A 16950-nucleotide genomic window follows, 5' to 3' on the forward strand; every position below is an offset into this window, starting at 1 on the left:
TTCAGGCTGTTCACTATTTGAGTGAACCTACCATGACACCTTTTTCGAAATATTTCTGAAAGAACGGATACATGATGATGAGTGGTAGACTCGAAATGACAATGGCTGAATATTTGATCATTTCCGAGAGCCGTTTCAGTTCCGCCATGGCAAGCTGATCACTGATCATGCCCGGCGCAGCCTGATTCTGAATCAGAATGGAGCGCAGTACGAGCTGTAAAGGATGGAGGTTTGGATTATCCAGATAGATCATGGCGTCAAAATAGGAATTCCACTGCCCCACAAACGCGTACAACGCGAGGACAAAAATGATAGGTTTCGACAACGGAATAACGATCTGGAAGAAAATCTTCATCTCGGAGGCACCATCCACATTGGCGGCTTCTTTCAGTTCTCGCGGTACCCCTTTGAAGAAGGTTCTGGAGAGAATGATGTTCCAGACGTTGACTGCGCCAGGGATGATAATGGCCCATACCGTGTCCAGCATGCCGAGATTACGAACAAGCAGATAGGTCGGGATCAATCCGCCACCGAAGAACATCGTGATGATAAAAATAATCATGAAAAATCCTCGCCCAGCCAGCCTTTCATCAGACAAGGCATACCCTGCAAATATCGAAACGGTCACCGTCACGAGAGCAAAAGAAACCGAGTACAGCACCGCATTAGCAAACCCTCGAATCATGGCTGGATTGGACAAAATCATCTGATACCCATCCAAACTCCAGTCGGATACATTGAAGGACAGTCCACGGTTCAGCAGCACCGTTGGGTCCATGAATGAGGCAACGACGATATAAATCAGGGGGACAACCACAACCAGTACGGCACAGGTAAGAAAAATCGCGTTCAGTGCGAGGATCAGACGATCCAGTCCCGTATGTTTGACAACCATGGATAACACTCCTTTCCTAATAGAGGCCTTCGCCTTCATTCAATTTCTTCACGATCAGATTCACAGTCACCAGCAAAATGACATTGATGACCGAGTTGAACAATCCCACTGCCGCAGAATAAGCGTAATCTCCGGACTGCAAGCCCACCTTGTAGACATACGTGGCAATGATCTCAGAGGAAGGCAGGTTCATGGACGTCTGCATCAGGTAGGCCTTCTCAAATCCAATCGACATGATCCCGCCAGCGGCAAGAATAAATACGATGGCCATAATCGGTCGAATCGTCGGAAGGTCGATGTGGCGAATACGCTGAATGAGATTCGCTCCATCCAAGTTCGCCGCATTGTGAAGTTCCGGATCGACATTGGCCAAAGCTGCGACATAAATGATGGAAGCCCAGCCCGCTCCAGTCCAGATATCCGACAAAATGTATATCCAGCGGAAATATTCCGGTTCGGACATGAACATAATGGGATGCCCTGTAATTGCTGTCGCTATCTGATTGATCGGCCCTGTTGGGGATAGAAAGATAAACAGCATACCCACAACGACAACAACCGAGATGAAGTTGGGTGCATACAGAAACAATTGGATGTTTTTCTTCACTCCGGCTTTACGTACCTGATTGAGCATGAGAGCAAGCAAAATGGGTACTGGAAAGCTGAATATCAATCCAAAAAAGCTGAGTTTAAGCGTATTCATAAAAATGACATCAAAATTGGGCGAAGCCAAAAACTTCTCAAAATGCTTCAAGCCCACCCACTCACTGCCCATGATGCCTTTGATCGGACTAAAATCCTTAAATGCGATAATGGCTCCGTACATCGGGATGTATTTGAAGATAAGGGTCAGGATCAGAGCTGGTGCGAGTAACAAATACAAAAAATAATTCTTTTTGAGCTGCTGCATCCTGTGACCGGTTGATGTCCTCTGTTTCAACGCCCTTCCTGTACCCTTTTTGGTATCCACCGTGTTATCCAACACATGACCTCCGTTCATTCCTGAAGTTGACAATTGTTTGTAGTAAGGGCTTTCAATATTTACAATTGCTCATTTAATAATTTACAATTTAGCAGGTAATCTAGGCATTAGTCAATACGTAATGTAAAAAATAATTGTGCATTTGATAACATTTTGTGTGTTTTTCAAGTTCTAAATGTGCATTGAATTGCATATAAAACATTAATTTAAATCCTTTCAATCTGTCGTTCCCCTTGTCATTAGTGGGATATTCCGAATTGATCATCATTTGTAACGAAACTTATGAATACATATAAACGCGCATCACCTGAATTAAAAATGTAAACTGAATTGTGCATATGTAAAATTGAGATTGCTATTTGTTCCGATCTATTATACATTTGACTAAGATAATACTATGGACGACCATATGATCATTAGAGGTGAAGCACTAGATGGCAAAAGAAAAAGTCACGATACAGGACATCGCGGATGCTTTGGGCATCTCCCGGAATACAGCTTCCAAAGCCTTGAATGATAGCGGAAATATCCCGGATGAGACACGTAATCGTGTAATTAAAAAAGCAATTGAACTTAAATATAAACAGTTTGCCTATATGGAAAATGAGCATGTTCTAACCAAAGCTCCTAGCAATATCGCCCTGTTAACGGAAAATCTGCCCAATACATCTCACTTTGGTTCGATGTTAATCAGTGGTCTGGAGAAAAGAATCAGCGCAGAGGGGTACAATCTCTCCATTCATATCGTGCGTGAGGTTGATCAGGATTCACTTACACTTCCCAACAATTTTGATATTTCCAACGTGGACGGTATCATTTGCATTGAATTGTTCGATCTCAAATATACTCAGCTTATTACCGATCTCGGAATTCCCACGATCTTCATCGATAGCGCTTCCGACATATGTTATCCGGAATTTCATGCAGATTTGCTGCTAATGGAGAACGAGCACAGCACGTATCAGTTAACCAGAAAGTTAATTGAGAGTGGCTATAACAATATTGGATTTGCCGGGGATTACAATCATTGCAAAAGCTTCAATGAACGTTGGGTAGGATATCAGCGGGCCATGCTGGAAGCGGGGTTGCAGGTCGATCCATCCCAATGCATTGTGGACGATGACCGCCTGTTCTTCTCGAAGCCCGGCTGGTTAAACGAACGAGTGGCAGAGCTGAATTCACTGCCTGATGCGTATGTATGCGCCAACGACTTCATCGCAGTCGAACTAATCAGGGCATTGAGAGCGAGGAATATTACTGTACCACAGGATATTGTCATATGCGGATTCGATAATGCGCCTGAATCACGGATTATCGAGCCTCCATTAACAACTGTGCATATTTATAGCAACGAGATGGGCATCAAGGCTGCGGAGATGCTATTATCCCGGATTGACAATCCGTCACAGCCTTATCAGGTCTCGCATATCGTGACCAAACCGATCATCCGGGAGTCCACACCCACAATGATGAAGTCCAATCCACAGACCGTTTAACCTGTCTCATGAATCTCTAAAAAAAATAAACAGCCGTATCTTTCACGCAGAATGGAACGTGAAGGATACGGCTTTTCTTATAGGGACTTATAGTTACCCTTTGTATGGTGTGGTCACAATATGATGCGAACAGAACGCAGCCTCTAACCAGGATTCATAGCTCCGTGCTACACGGATGCCTTGGATGCTCCTTTGGCCGAACGTACCTCTGTACGAATCAGATTGAAGATCATAAAGATCAGCACAACGAGTTGTGGAATAAAGGTCTCCCATGTCGGATACATGCCAAGCCAGCCAATCGTCGGCAGACTCGGTGCGACATGAGCCCCAAGGGTTGCCGAGACTTGAAGGGAGTGTATGCTCTCTCCTAGGAAACGGAATACCAGATAATAAATCAGCAGCGTAGCGGTCAGGAAAAACCACCGTACAGGCAGGCGTACACTGAATTGAATAATGGCCACAGCCAATACAATCAGGATGAGCAATGCTGCCCCCATACCGATCAACATCTGTGAGGTCTCAATTGCAGGCGCCATACCAATATAAAAGATCGCAGTCTCCGCACCTTCTCGCAATATGGCAAGACCCGCCACAGCGAAGAGTGACCACAGACTTCCCCGGGCAAGCGCACCACCTACCTGTCTCTGGACATAGCTATTCCAGGAGCGGGTATTCGATTTGCTATGCATCCAATGTCCAACCGTCAACATTAGTACAACGGCTGCAAGCCCCGTATACCCCTCAATCATCTCCCGTGTGCTGCCCGATGATGCCACAGCAAGAGTCAGCGACAGTACAACGGCCAGCGCCACACTAAGCAGCAGACCACTACCGGCACCAGCCCAGATCCAGCGCCGAGCCGCAGTCTCGCCACTCTTCTTGGCGTAAGCCAGCAATGCAGCCAGTACCAGAATGGCTTCCAATCCTTCGCGAAGCAGAATCAATGCCGCATCCCATGCCGTGTATGAGGTGGTAGCCGTTAACGGCTCCAGCCGATGGATCATGCGGGTTACAACCTCGGTTGCCTTTGCCGTATTTGGCGGATTGGAGACGACATATCCGGATGCTTCCGCCATTTCATTCTCAATGGCCGTATATGAAGTTGGAGATGATATCTGTACCTGACCTTCAACCAGAGGCCAGGACACAATAAACTGCTCCAATCCCGATGCGGCAGAAGTCGTATCCCCCGCTTGAATCTGCTGCTCTACTTGCTCCAGTAATTTCAGCAGATCGGACAAAGAAGAAACACCAGAGGATGCTGACGTATCCTCAACTTCCCCTTCCTTGAGTGTCCCTGCACTATAGTCTGTGAGCAACGTGACCAGTTCCTGCATACGTTCTGTTGCCTGTTCTTCCTTGCGGGGTTCGGCCTGCATTGAAATGCGAACCAGGCTGATGTCCTTCTCCAACTGGCTGTATACGCCAAAATGATCCTGACGAATCGGAGCTTCGGTGCCTTTCCAGGCCGTAACAATCCGTTTATAGGCAAGCTCTGCCTGGGTCCAATCGCCCTGTTCCATTGCTCTCAAACTTTTACGTGCGTCTGGCAGCAGCCTTTCGGCCGCTTTACGACCTGCGTCGCTGCTCTCTTCTGCACCCTGAAACGCCTCAATGTACTGATTAGTCGCACGGGCAAGATCGGCCAGTCCTTTCTTGGCAGCATCAGAATCCTTGCCCGACAGTGCCTGTTCCGCTTTGGACAAAGCTTCACCTACAACGCTGGCGGTCGTCGCAACCTGATCTGCGTTCTGCTCCGGCACCAATGTGCTGGCATCCTCCCACAGTTGCCTGAATTCGGCGACGTCCTCCGTGGCTTCTGCCAGCTTGCCCTGTCCCGCTTCAACCAAGGCGCTGCCCACAGGCGGCAGTAGGCTATCCAATTGTTTTTGCACAGACTGCTCATTGTTTTGGAGCCCTTCAGCAGAAGCGTGTGGCATGCCCGGTAAACGAATTGCACTGGACCCCACCATCAGGAACACCAGCAGCATCAGCAAGGAGCGCATCAACCTTCCTTTGTACAGCCACCCCTGCGCCTTCCGATCTGCGATCCTGCCCATCATTGTCATCCTCCCCATCAAATCAAGGTGTCCCCAATATATCCGCCATTCGTAATTCCGGGGAAACAGGCAAATACAGCACTGCCTGTGTGCACAGTATATTCGTTCAGCTTATCGTTCTTTGCCAGTCGTTTCTGAATCGGAATAAACTGTTTCTCCAGGTCCCGTTGATAACTAATGAACAGCAAACCTGCATCCAGCTGTCCGGTCTTGGCATCAAGCCCACTCGAATATGAGTAGGAGCGGCGTAAAATTTGCTGACTGCCGTCCCCCTTCGCGAGGCGCAGATGTGACGTTGCCGGAATAACAGGCTGCCCATCGGCAGTCTTGGCCTTCAGATCTACCGGATCGAACTCGCCGCTGCTGCCGAGCGGCGCTCCGCTGTCCCGGTGGCGGCCAAATGTCGCCTCCTGGTCCTTCAGTGTGGAGCGGTCCCACACCTCCACACGCATGCGAACCCGGCGGACGGCCATATAGCTGCCGCCGGCCATCCACCCCGGACCGTCAGCCGGCTGCGCCCAGACGGTCTGGTCCATCAGCACGGCATCCGTTGTATCCGGATTGCCGGTGCCATCCTTGAAGCCGAGCAAGTTGCGCGGTGTTCCACCCGCAGGGTCAGCTCGGCCTGTGCGCTGGAATCCTTCCTGCGTCCAGCGCAATACCGCATGCCCGCGTGCGATGCGCGCGAGATTGCGGATGGCATGGAAGGCGACCTGCATATCGTCTGCGCAGACTTGCACGCACAGGTCGCCACCACACCACTGCGGGTCCAGCGCATCTCCGGCGAATGCCGGCAGATCGCGCAGGCCCTTGGGCTTCCGGCCCTGCAGCCCGAAGCGCCCGTCAAACAAAGAGGGCCCCACACCAAACGTCAACGTAGTTCGTGACGGTGTCAGGCCTGCCGCTTCGCCCGTATCAGTAGGCGGCGTATTCAGCGTTGTATTATGTTCGCCAATCATCTCTCCGGCGGCCATGGCAGCGGAAGCCGCCGTCCAGTTCTTGAACAGACGGCGGAGATCATCCGCACTTCCCGCCGTCACATCAAAGGCGGCAAAGCAGATGAAATCCTGAGCCGGGGTAATAATGCCCGCCTGGTGCTTGCCATAGAAGGCCAGTGCCTTGTCCGGCGTGTTCACATCCAATGCCGCCGGACTGCTTTTGCGACCCAGCGCCATCAGACCGCTGGCACCGCCTCCGCCCAAGAGCAGACCCAATCCGGCCACGCCGGTCAGCTTCAGCATTTCACGCCGTGACAACGGCTTTTTCAGCGAATCCTTTTTCTGCTCGGTCATTGTTCTACACTCCCAGTACCTGTCCCATGTTCGACAGCGGCTCAGCCAATGCATCCAGGTTCTGACTCAGCTTCTTCACGTCCTCATCCTTCAGCTTCTCATAGGAAACGTACCCGTCTCCATCCTTGAATGGAGCAAGTTCTTTCTCGAGCGCATCGAATCGGTCCGCAATTTGCTGATTCAGATCTTTATCTTTGACAGCCAGATCATCCTTGAGCAGGTTATATATCTCGCGTGCTCCCTCTACATTCGCTGCAAAATCATACAGATCCGTATGGGAGTAACGTTCCTCTTCACCCGTTACCTTGCTGGAGGAAACCTCATTCAGCAGTTCTACCGCACCCGTTACCATCAGACTCGCATCGATGTCCATCGTCTCGACTTTGGCACGAAGGAGCTTCGCATCGCTCAACAATGTATCCGCAAAGTCAGTCATGCCTTCGGTCGTCTTGTCTTCCCAAAGTGCTTTCTCAATCCGGTGGAATCCGCGCCAGTCGGCTGCCTCCACATCTCCATCACGTGCATCGATATTCGGGTCCAGATCGCCAAGTGCCTCAGCTACCGGTTCAATGCGTTCATAATACATACGAGCTGGTGCATATAATGATTTGGCAGTCTCCAGATTACCAGCTTTCACGGCATCGGTGAACTTCTCCGTTTGCTTCACGAATTCATCAATCTGCTCGATTGCAAATGCGCGATAGCCATCCACTGCGGTTGTATAATCACTCCCGGCCACTTCCTGATCTGCTGCATCCGTGGTTTCTGTGGAAGTTTGGTTTTCACTTTGAGCAACAGGTGTTTCTGCCTGCTTGTCCGAAGCCGCTTCATTATTGCCGCAAGCGGCGAGTAAAACCGAAGTTGCCAGCACAACAGCCGGCAATGCCAATATTTTTTTCAACACGATACACTCCCCATTGGTTAAACTGATTTGGTTGTACACCTGCGATTAATATGTTGATGAGTACAAACCCTTGGATTAACGTTCATTTAATGATAATGATTATCAATTTCGGTAAGGACATCATAATTCCGACGCATACTTATGTCAATATGAAAATAAGAGGACCGATTTAATCACATACTCAGGTGGAAAATACCGGGTGTTAAATCCCTTGAAAACATAGACAAACTTCGTCATCTACCGTTAAAATGAGACAAAATGTCTAATGTCTATATGATCTTAATTTATGAAATTGGAGGCTCATGCCATGAAATGCCCAGTATGTAATCATGAAAATGGAAATGCTAGCTTTTGCGAGAGGTGCGGCGCTAATCTAAACCCTTCCTCCCCTACTGCAGATTCCGCTCAGGATCAACAATCCGCTGCTGCCGAACCTGAATATACCCGTTGGTCGAGCACACAGGCGACACCTTCTCACGCTCCCATTTCATCCAACACACCTTCTGCTCCCAGACCTATACAACATGAACCCGACTCTTCCAGCACAGAGGGCCCTTCATCTTCAGGAGACAACAACACCAATCAGTGGAATAACATCGTACAAAATGAGAAAGTTCAGCAAGCCAAAGAAGTAAGCAAACAGTATCTATCCTATTTCCTTAGTGTTCTCACCCGTCCTTATCAAACTATGAAAACCGTTGGTGAACAGCATTCTCTTAACGGCTGGATCACGATGGCTCTGATTGCGGTTCTATCCTCTACATACTTTTTGATTACTTTCGGCCGGATGGATATGGACGGATTGTTCATTGGCGGGTTTATTAGACCGCTGTTGTTCACCGCCATTTCTTTGGTCGTAGCGATCGCATTGATGTATGCCATATTGAAGATTGAAAAAATAACATTCCGCCCCAAAACACTGGTTGCCCAGTTCGGTACATTGCTTGTGCCCGCTGTAGCGTCGCTCGTCCTGGCGAATCTGTTTATTGTTATCTCGTATTCCATCGCTATCTTCTTCCTCGTTGTCTCGTATTTGATTATCTTTGTATCACTTAACACGGTGCTGTTCCAGTATCCGCTGAATCGTACGAAGGCAGCCATCGATAGCATGTACAGCGTGTTGATTGCCAATGTTGTATTGTTTTTTATTCTATCTCGCTTTCTGGGCACTACAATCATTGGATTGATTGGCCTGATGTATTCTCCATACGGTCGTCTGTAGCATCTAATTTAAAAGCTCTTACGAAGACTCTCCCTCCTTATCCGAGGAGGGTCTTCTTTTGTTTTCAGCGTCAGCAGATTGCACTCGTTACGTTCCATACACTATAATGTGTAGTGTAAAAGGTATGTTCTTTTTTACGTAAGGATATGAGGTGAGAAACACCCCATGCTTTATGGGAGCTATGCCATTGTCATAAACACTACATTATGTAGTGTAACGTTGTGATCATTCATTTTATTACGAAGGGTAGAGGGAATCGATATGGACATGAATATGAATCATATGCAAATGGAGCACGAGGCAGGCACATCCTACCTGTGGCTTATCGTTGGAGCAGTCGTTCTCTTGTTCTCCATCGCAGCTTATATCTGGTCTTCACGCACCCAGAAGTCTGTACTGGCACATATGAAGAAGAATGAACGAGCTGTGATTAAAAAGAAAACCCGATCTATCCGCCTGGGTGCACATGCACTACTGGGGGTGTCGATTATTGCGTTTGTCCTTTTCTTCATGCAGGGTGCACTTACCAAGTATGATGTTGCGTATCTGAATGCTGATGCTGCGATCGACGTGACCGACGATAAATACTATGGAGCCGATCATACAGAAGAGCCGATTCAATATGAGATGACCATCCCAACGTCGGGGCCTCATAACCCGCATGATATCAAGTTTGGATTTTACACCGATTTCCCCGGCTATCCATACCTGGTACATAATCTGGAGCATGGGGATATCATCATTTATTATCGTGTGAACGCAAGTGATGAGCTGAAAGAGCATCTGAAATACCTTGCCAAGTTCCGCAAAGCTGGATCAGGTATCCTGGCTGTGCCGAACAAGGACATCCCTGAAGGCAGTGAGGTCGTCGTGACGGCATGGACCAAAACCATGAAGCTGGACCAATTCGATGATGCCAAAGTAGGCACTTTTATTAATAAATATATTAACCAAGGACCAGAGAAGATCCCTGCCTCCATCCGCCAGGGTGGCGGGACGATGTAAAGCCCCCTCTTTGTAGTAATAACAGCAAAGGGTTCCTGCAATCATGGGGAGTCCAAGAGATGAGATATCCATTTATACGTTTCAAACAAGATAAGCTCCTGGATCTACTTGATCCGGGGGCTAATTCTTTATCATGCAGATGCCGATATTTTAAATAGAAATGAAATACATATATGTACGTTAGCAAGAAAAGAAACTCAGTTCCAATATGACGATTCATTCAACTTCAATATAAGAATTCATAGTTTTATATATCAAGGGGGAACATTTCTACTAATGAACAGTTTGTTTATGCGTATCTTTTTATTTTTTTCCTGTCTGATGCTGGCGGCAGGAGCAGTTCTTGGCATTACCATGTATCGCTCATCTGCACAGTTGGTTGAACAATCAATGGGCATGCAGGCACAGGCTGTTGCCGAACGAGCAGCACAATCCATCGACACCTCCCTGTATGCGCCGCTCAGTACAGGACAGGATCAAACCGAGTATTACGATACCTTGCGCGAACAACTCAGCCAGCTTCGCCAGGCCAATGGGTTGAAGTATCTATACACGCTTGGTAAGCGTGAAGAGAACGGAGCCGCATCGTATTATTACGTGGTGGATGGCGCTGCTCCGGATGTGGAAGAGGATGATTTCTCTCCCTACGGGTCCCCTGAAGAGAACCAATATGCGGGAATGCTGAAAGCCTTTGCACAAAACGAACCTTTCCGGGGCGATCTGACCCAGGATGAGTACGGCGCAACGATTACAGCCTATGTACCGATTCATGGGGTTAATGGGGAACTGCTTGGTCTCGTTGGCGCCGACCTCGACTCCACTGCCGTCTACGAGCTAATGACACGCAATCGAATGACCATGATCTGGACTGCCCTTGCCATCGTATTACTCAGCGTGCTGCTGGTCTATGGATTTGCTCATTATTTGACACGTCCTCTGGTGAAACTGAAGAAGATCATTGCTGAGGTGGGCAAAGGTGATCTGACTGTCGATGTCGAGCTTGGACGGAAGGATGAGGTTGGGCAATTGGCCTCGGAGTTCAAACATCTGGTAACAGATACACGAGATGTCATGACAGGCATCCGCAAAAGCTCCGATTCCCTGCTGCAAGCCGCCGAAGGGGTATCCAGACACTCGCTGGCGACAGCGGAAGCCAGCCAGCGCATTGCTGAGCACACAGACCACACAGCCAAAGGCGCTGCGGAGCAGGTTGCACGGGCAGGCGAAGTTACTGTAGCAATGGAGGAAATTACACGTAGCATGCAGCATATTGCGAATTCATCTTCCATGGTGGCTGATGTATCCGAGGAGACGACCCATAACGCGATACAGGGCCAGACCAACATCAACACAGCGATTGACCGCATGGACAAAATCCATCAGGCCAACGCTCAGATGGAAGCATCTACCTCCCAGCTTGCGCAATACTCCAGCAAAATTGAATCGGTAGCCCACATGATGAAGGGCATCGCTTCTCAGACCAGTCTGCTGGCATTGAATGCAAGCATTGAAGCCGCTCGGGCCGGGGAACATGGCAGCGGATTCGCCGTTGTTGCTTCCGAGGTTCGGAAGCTTGCAGGGGAATCAGAGCAATCGTCCCATCATGTGACTGAACTGATCGCCGAAATGACACGCCAGACTGCCGTTTTATCTTCGCATATGTCGGCCAGTACCTCAGAAGTTCAGGCCGGTCTTGCAGTTGTTCAAGAAGCAGGACGTTCATTCACGTCCATTCATTCCGGCATTGAGACGATGAATGAACGTCTGCACGAAGTGTCCGCCGCTTCCGAACAGCTCTCCGCCAGTGCCGAAGAAGTATCCGCTTCCGTTGAAGATATGGAACATATCTCGCGCAAGTCCTCTTCCAGCATTCAGGAGGTATCGGCTGCAACTGACGGGCAGCTGCAATCGATGGATGAGATGAGCACATCTGCGGAATCCCTTCGTGTGTTGTCCAGTGAGTTGAACGGGTTGATAAGCCGATTCAAAATATAAATCCGATTGCAGATGAGCAATCAATAGAGCCCACCAGATGAATACAAAAAAGCCGCAAGGCAGGGAACGGAAACATGGGGATTACCCCATTCCTGTTCACTCTGCCTGCGGCTTTTTATTGTTGTCATTTTAATGGAGACTGGCCTTGCGGCTGCCTGAATTAATAACGCTGCGGAGCAGCTTTTTTGCCCAAATCCGTCATGTATGTGAAGAACGCTTCTGGATCGGTATCATACACGAGTTGTACTGGACGCCCGTCTGTTTGTTCCACCGTACGGCCCTGGCTTGGACCATCCGGGATAACAATACAGTTCACGGTTTTCTTCTTCACGATGTCCTCACGTCCAACGGAAGCCGTAGTCAACACATCCCACAGATAGTACGTGGAATTCGTTTCACTGTACACCAGTGGCGGACATCCTGCGTAACAGTTACCCAGGAAGTCAACGCCTTCAAAGCGACGCTCTGCAGCCCAACGATTACGTACAGCAGGTGTCAGAGGTACTTTGTTTGTGCTTTCCAGGGCTACCAGATCAATCTGGATTCCGCTCTGCCATACACGGTAAGCCGCTTCAGGGTCCCAGAATACGTTCCATTCTGCTGTGCCATCATGCTCAGGCTCTTCGACGTTCCCTCTTTCGAACGTACCACCCATCCATACAAGCTTGTCGATTTTCTCTTCAATGTCTGGTGCTTCGTCCAGTGCACGCGCGAGGTCAGTCAGCGGTCCTGTGAACAGGAGCAGCGTTTTGCCTTCGGTGTTGCGCACTTTCTCAATTAAATGCTGGTGAGCCGGAACGGAAGACAAAGGAGCTTCCATTTTGCCGGATTCGTTCAGTACTGGAAGTGCATCTACATAGAAGGAATGCAATCTCCATGCCGCAGGAAACGGATTTTTACCTCTGGAGTTGGATTTCGCTACCTCTACGGAATATGTGCCGAAGCGATCGATAATTTTACGGCTGGCATCTGTAGCTGGCTCCAGATATCCGTCTGCCGGAATAACCGATACACCGGTTACATTTACATTGTCCATTTGCAGAAGCATGAACAGCGATACGAGGTCATCCACGCCGCCGTCATGGTTAAAGTACACATTAAGTTGGTTCGTCATGCTTGTTTTCATCCTTCCCCCTGGTTGTCCCATTGATGTTCATCCCGTCCGTCTGCCCGTGGCCGACGTTACCTCTATTATGTCCCAAAACCCTTGGCCACGTAAACCTTCCTCGTACAAAGAAAATAGCGACCAGTTCTGTTTCTGCGGATATTTTACAGTTCCCCCATTCCATCTCAACATATACCCGGATCAACCTGCATTCCAATATGAAAATGGTAAAAAAACAAGGACAGTAGGCTTGAGGTCCCCACTGTCCTTGTCTGAATCTATCCATCGATTACATGGATTGTTTTTGTTTCTCTTTGGCTTTCTCTGCAACAGGCACATACTTGCCTGGCCAGAAAGCCCATTTGCCCAGCAACGTTGTAATGGCTGGCACCATGAACGGTCGAACAAGGAACGTATCGAGCAAGACACCCGCAGCCGTGATAATACCGAACTGCACTAGCACCTGTATAGGCAGTGTTGCCAGTACAGCAAACGTACCTGCGAGAATCAGACCTGCGGAAGTAATAACAGATCCGGTTTCGCCCACACCTTCCTTGATCGCTTGGCGAAGTGGCATCGTTTTGCGTTTTTGCCAGATGCTTGAGATCATGAAGATGTTGTAGTCCTCACCCAGCGCCACAAGGAATACGAAGGAATACAGCGGAATCGCTCCCTGAATGGCGTCTGCTCCCAGTCCATAGTGAATAATGAGCCATCCCAAGCCCAATGCAGAGAAATAGGATAGTACTACTGTCGCGATCAGATACGCCGTCGCTACGACGGAACGCAGGTATAACAGCAGCAGCAACGTGATCATTCCGATCACTACTGGGATAATGATGCTGGCATCCCGCTCTCCAGTGACTTCGATATCATACTGCTCAGCCGTCTGACCGTCGATCCAGACATGGCTGTCTACGCTTGTTATTCCAGCATCTTTCAATGCCTGTTCAGCCGTTGCCCGCAGATCCGGGATATGCTGCATCGCCTCCATCGAGTATGGATTCAGATTGAATTCCACATCGTAAGCGGTGATGTTTGCATTCTCAGCACCCTGCTGCGCTTCACCCACCTTGCTTACGTAATCCAGCGATTCCAGACGTTGTTTCAGATCTGTCTCGCTGCCTTCTGTATCGATAATCACTTTCGCCGGAGCGAGTTCACCTTCCGAGAACTGTTCTCCAATGACTTTGAAACCTTCACGAGATGCAACATTCTCCGGGAAGGACGATAGCAAGTCATAAGTGAATTTAATTTGGCTAGAAAAAGCAGCCAGTCCACCCAACAATACCAGCGTAATCGCCAATACTGTCCACGGTTTGGTTACTACTGTACGGCCAATCCAGCTTTCCTTGATTTTACGCGGAGCAGGTGCTGGTTTGCCTTTTTTCTTTGCACGTTCCACTTCCATATCGTGCGTCCGCGGTACAAACGGGTAGAATGAGCCCCGACCGAAGATCGCGAGCAAAGCCGGAACCAGCGTCAGGCTCGCAATAAACATGATGAAGATGGATAAACTGAATGGTACGGCAAAACGGTGATAGGCACCATATTCTGCGAACAGCAGTACAAGCAGTGCTGCAACAACTGTAAATCCACTCATGGCAATCGCACCGGACGATCCGGTAATCGCCTGGAAGAGTGCTTTCTTTTTATCCGGCTCATGATAGAGAACTTGACGGAATCTGGAGATCATGAACAGGCAATAGTCCGTTCCTGCGCCGAACAACAGCACTGTCATAATCGAGATGGACTGCGCGTCCACTGTAATCCAACCCTGATCCGCCATAAATCCGAGAATCGGACTAGTGACCATATAAGCGAACCCAACTGCAATAATCGGGATAATCGCCAGTACTGGCGAACGGTAGATCAACAGCAACAGCACAAGTACAAGTACAACTGTTGCAATCAGCAGGGATACATCCGCAGATGAGAACAGCCCACTTGCATCAATCGATATCCCAACCGGACCTGTAACCCGTGCACTTAGTGCGCTGGCATCATCAATGGCAACGTCAAATGGGTTGGAGCCAAAAATGTCTTTCGTTTTCTGCTCCAACGCTTCAATGCCTTCCTTCAGCTGTGATGAATCAGCTTCCTGATTGAAAAAGAGCGGCATCACCAAGGTGCTTCCGTCTTCCGAAAGCTGACCTTTTAAAGCCTGTGGCGGCAACTGAAATAGTGGTACAACAGATTGCTGCTGCTCCACCGGATCTTGATCCAGTCGCTCCGTTAACGCCTGAATGTTCTCAATCTGTTCATCGGTCAGCCCGCCGGCTTGACGCCATACGATGAGAGCGGGAATACCTTCGCCGCCGGGAAATTCTTTCTGGGCAACTACTGCCGCCTGCACCGATGGCTTGGAATCACTCAGATCCTGCGCGTTATTCGTTTCACGATCACCTACAGCAGGCCACACCACACCAAGAACAACCGCGATGATGATCCATACCAACAGTGTAATCCATTTGCTTCGTTTGCCGGCAACCCAGCGGCCGTAGCTCGAACCTTCTTGCATTGTCTCTTCATCTCCCTATTTTGGTTCTATGAAGCCGTTTTTATGTGATAAATATAGAAATGAACCACGGGTCATAGTATAATTGATTTAATTATATATACCGGAAGGTTAATATTGCAAATACTAATTTTGTGAACACTTTTGTACAGCCAACATGAATAAGTAAAGAGGTATGCAACCATGAGCAAAAAAACGAACCCTCCCCGCTCTCCGGGTAGGCCCAAGGCCGGTGCCGATCAGGCATCAGCCCAGTCGAAAATACTGATGACCGCCTCGCGGCTATTTATGGAATACGGATATGAGCCCGTCTCTCTCCAGCAAATTGCCTCGCTATGTGGCGTGACCAAAGCATCAATCTATTATCATTTTTCCAGCAAACCGCAGCTATTCACCGTCGCCATCACCAGTATGATGGCCATGGGCATGCAGCAAACCGCTCTCCGTATGGATGCACCCGGTACATTGCAAGAGCGGTTGGAGAAAGTTGCGGAAGGACGGATGCAACAATCCCACGTCGATACCGAGACCATGATGCGTGAAGCCAATACCTATCTGAATGCAGATCAGCTGGCCCAGATCCGTGAAGCCGAAGTCCGCATCTATGAAGTCCTTGCCACCCACTTTAAGCGGGAGATGGACAACGGTTATTTACGTTCTGCCAATCCGATGCTGCTTGCCCATGCGTTTACGTCCTTGCTGATGCTGGCAAACCGTGAAGGCGTGCGCGACATGCATGCAACGATTGCCGATCTGGCACGTGAGCTGGTAGCTTTATTTCTGGATGGAGCCGCTCACAAGACGTAAAGACCTCTCCAGGCATTGGCCAATGCTCTGCGATACCAGCTCGATCGGTCCTGCATAACGATTTGAACCCACAGGAGGAATGACCCATGTCTCAACCAACATCGTCCCCACGCATCCCACGTCTGTTGGAAACGAAGCGCATCTATCTGCGTCCATTTGAATCGACTGATGTTGATACCTATTTCCCCGGATTGTTTGACGCCGAGATGCGCAGACTCACCGGGACACAAAACAGCTTCACCCGTACCCAAGTAGAACGCTACATCGAAAACGCGGCCCAGGATGACTCACGCTTGATGCTGCTGATTGCCTTGCAGGAGAATGACCAGGTCATCGGAGAGATTGCCCTGATGGACATGCATACCAAAAATCGCAGTGCGCACATTCGGATCGCCATCGACCATACAGAGCATCAAGGAAAAGGCTATGGCAGCGAGGCATTGCTGCTTATGCTAGACTACGGTTTTGGCATCTGCAATCTGCACCGAATCGAGCTTGAAGTGTATGCCTTCAATCAACGTGCGATTCGTACATATGAGAAACTAGGATTTCAACGTGAAGGTTTACGGCGAGATGCCTTGTATTACAATCATCAATATCACGATGCCATTCAGATGAGCATGCTGGAGAATGAATTCCGAGAGCGGCATGTCAGCAGACTTGGATAAC

The 16950-nt window shown here is 49.0% G+C and carries 13 protein-coding genes; 6 read left to right on the forward strand and 7 right to left on the reverse strand.

All coding sequences use genetic code 11. The annotated features are described in order from the left end of the window. Positions 1-13: 13 nt before the first annotated feature. Complete coding sequence (locus tag AC3ITG_RS30260; RefSeq protein WP_024632860.1) at positions 14-895, reverse strand: carbohydrate ABC transporter permease; 882 nt, start codon at positions 893-895, stop codon at positions 14-16. Between the two features lie 16 nt (positions 896-911). Beyond that, the gene (locus AC3ITG_RS30265) at positions 912-1805 is read right to left on the reverse strand and encodes an ABC transporter permease (protein WP_413379877.1); all 894 of its coding nucleotides are present in this window, start codon (positions 1803-1805) and stop codon (positions 912-914) included. Between the two features lie 506 nt (positions 1806-2311). Between AC3ITG_RS30265 and AC3ITG_RS30270 the strand changes: the two genes are divergently transcribed. Next, positions 2312-3373, forward strand: coding sequence for a LacI family DNA-binding transcriptional regulator (locus AC3ITG_RS30270; protein ID WP_489252230.1), 1062 nt, complete (start codon positions 2312-2314; stop codon positions 3371-3373). A 167-nt stretch (positions 3374-3540) separates the two neighbouring features. Here the strand turns inward: AC3ITG_RS30270 and AC3ITG_RS30275 are convergent, their stop codons facing one another. Genes AC3ITG_RS30275 through efeO form a run of 3 tightly spaced genes read right to left on the reverse strand, consistent with a single transcriptional unit; the run spans position 3541 to position 7626 of the window. Beyond that, positions 3541-5436, reverse strand: a complete 1896-nt coding sequence (locus AC3ITG_RS30275; RefSeq protein ID WP_489252231.1) for an FTR1 family iron permease — start codon at positions 5434-5436, stop codon at positions 3541-3543. Between the two features lie 14 nt (positions 5437-5450). Then, positions 5451-6725, reverse strand: coding sequence for an iron uptake transporter deferrochelatase/peroxidase subunit (gene efeB / locus AC3ITG_RS30280; protein WP_489252232.1), 1275 nt, complete (start codon positions 6723-6725; stop codon positions 5451-5453). A 4-nt stretch (positions 6726-6729) separates the two neighbouring features. Further along, a complete protein-coding gene (gene efeO / locus AC3ITG_RS30285) occupies positions 6730-7626 on the reverse strand; it encodes an iron uptake system protein EfeO (RefSeq protein WP_489252233.1) in 897 nt (298 codons plus the stop codon). Between the two features lie 310 nt (positions 7627-7936). Between efeO and AC3ITG_RS30290 the strand changes: the two genes are divergently transcribed. The 3 genes from AC3ITG_RS30290 to AC3ITG_RS30300 all read left to right on the forward strand — a co-directional run bounded on the left by AC3ITG_RS30290 (position 7937) and on the right by AC3ITG_RS30300 (position 11851). Continuing rightward, the gene (locus tag AC3ITG_RS30290; RefSeq protein WP_489252234.1) at positions 7937-8851 is read left to right on the forward strand and encodes a zinc ribbon domain-containing protein; all 915 of its coding nucleotides are present in this window, start codon (positions 7937-7939) and stop codon (positions 8849-8851) included. Between the two features lie 261 nt (positions 8852-9112). Next, positions 9113-9856 carry a DUF3105 domain-containing protein gene (locus AC3ITG_RS30295; protein ID WP_489252235.1) on the forward strand — a complete coding sequence of 248 codons (744 nt, stop codon included), beginning with the start codon at positions 9113-9115 and terminating at the stop codon, positions 9854-9856. A gap of 276 nt (positions 9857-10132) precedes the next feature. Next, on the forward strand, positions 10133-11851 hold the full coding sequence (locus AC3ITG_RS30300; protein ID WP_489252236.1) for a methyl-accepting chemotaxis protein: 1719 nt from the start codon (positions 10133-10135) through the stop codon (positions 11849-11851). 160 nt (positions 11852-12011) lie between these two features. Here AC3ITG_RS30300 and AC3ITG_RS30305 read toward each other — a convergent pair whose 3' ends face one another. Both AC3ITG_RS30305 and AC3ITG_RS30310 read right to left on the reverse strand, forming a co-directional pair. Beyond that, entirely contained in the window at positions 12012-12965 is a 954-nt protein-coding gene (locus tag AC3ITG_RS30305; RefSeq protein WP_413374183.1) for a nucleoside hydrolase, read from the reverse strand. 280 nt (positions 12966-13245) lie between these two features. Next, positions 13246-15477, reverse strand: a complete 2232-nt coding sequence (locus AC3ITG_RS30310; protein WP_489252237.1) for an MMPL family transporter — start codon at positions 15475-15477, stop codon at positions 13246-13248. Positions 15478-15657: 180 nt separating this feature from the next. Here AC3ITG_RS30310 and AC3ITG_RS30315 point away from each other — a divergent pair, with 180 nt between their 5' ends. Together AC3ITG_RS30315 and AC3ITG_RS30320 are read left to right on the forward strand one after the other, a co-directional pair. Then, positions 15658-16281 carry a TetR/AcrR family transcriptional regulator gene (locus AC3ITG_RS30315; RefSeq protein ID WP_489252238.1) on the forward strand — a complete coding sequence of 208 codons (624 nt, stop codon included), beginning with the start codon at positions 15658-15660 and terminating at the stop codon, positions 16279-16281. 86 nt (positions 16282-16367) lie between these two features. Continuing rightward, complete coding sequence (locus AC3ITG_RS30320; RefSeq protein WP_489252239.1) at positions 16368-16949, forward strand: GNAT family N-acetyltransferase; 582 nt, start codon at positions 16368-16370, stop codon at positions 16947-16949. The last annotated feature ends 1 nt before the right edge of the window (position 16950 follow it).

Source organism: Paenibacillus sp. GL_099_B, assembly GCF_057835695.1.

Coding starts and splice junctions, on each gene's coding strand:
- AC3ITG_RS30260 (WP_024632860.1), bottom strand. CDS start 895: ATGGTTGTCAAACATACGGGACTGGATCGTCTGATCCTCGCACTGAAC.
- AC3ITG_RS30265 (WP_413379877.1), bottom strand. CDS start 1,805: ATGCAGCAGCTCAAAAAGAATTATTTTTTGTATTTGTTACTCGCACCA.
- AC3ITG_RS30270 (WP_489252230.1), top strand. CDS start 2,312: ATGGCAAAAGAAAAAGTCACGATACAGGACATCGCGGATGCTTTGGGC.
- AC3ITG_RS30275 (WP_489252231.1), bottom strand. CDS start 5,436: ATGATGGGCAGGATCGCAGATCGGAAGGCGCAGGGGTGGCTGTACAAA.
- efeB (WP_489252232.1), bottom strand. CDS start 6,725: ATGACCGAGCAGAAAAAGGATTCGCTGAAAAAGCCGTTGTCACGGCGT.
- AC3ITG_RS30290 (WP_489252234.1), top strand. CDS start 7,937: ATGAAATGCCCAGTATGTAATCATGAAAATGGAAATGCTAGCTTTTGC.
- AC3ITG_RS30295 (WP_489252235.1), top strand. CDS start 9,113: ATGGACATGAATATGAATCATATGCAAATGGAGCACGAGGCAGGCACA.
- AC3ITG_RS30300 (WP_489252236.1), top strand. CDS start 10,133: ATGAACAGTTTGTTTATGCGTATCTTTTTATTTTTTTCCTGTCTGATG.
- AC3ITG_RS30305 (WP_413374183.1), bottom strand. CDS start 12,965: ATGACGAACCAACTTAATGTGTACTTTAACCATGACGGCGGCGTGGAT.
- AC3ITG_RS30310 (WP_489252237.1), bottom strand. CDS start 15,477: ATGCAAGAAGGTTCGAGCTACGGCCGCTGGGTTGCCGGCAAACGAAGC.
- AC3ITG_RS30315 (WP_489252238.1), top strand. CDS start 15,658: ATGAGCAAAAAAACGAACCCTCCCCGCTCTCCGGGTAGGCCCAAGGCC.
- AC3ITG_RS30320 (WP_489252239.1), top strand. CDS start 16,368: ATGTCTCAACCAACATCGTCCCCACGCATCCCACGTCTGTTGGAAACG.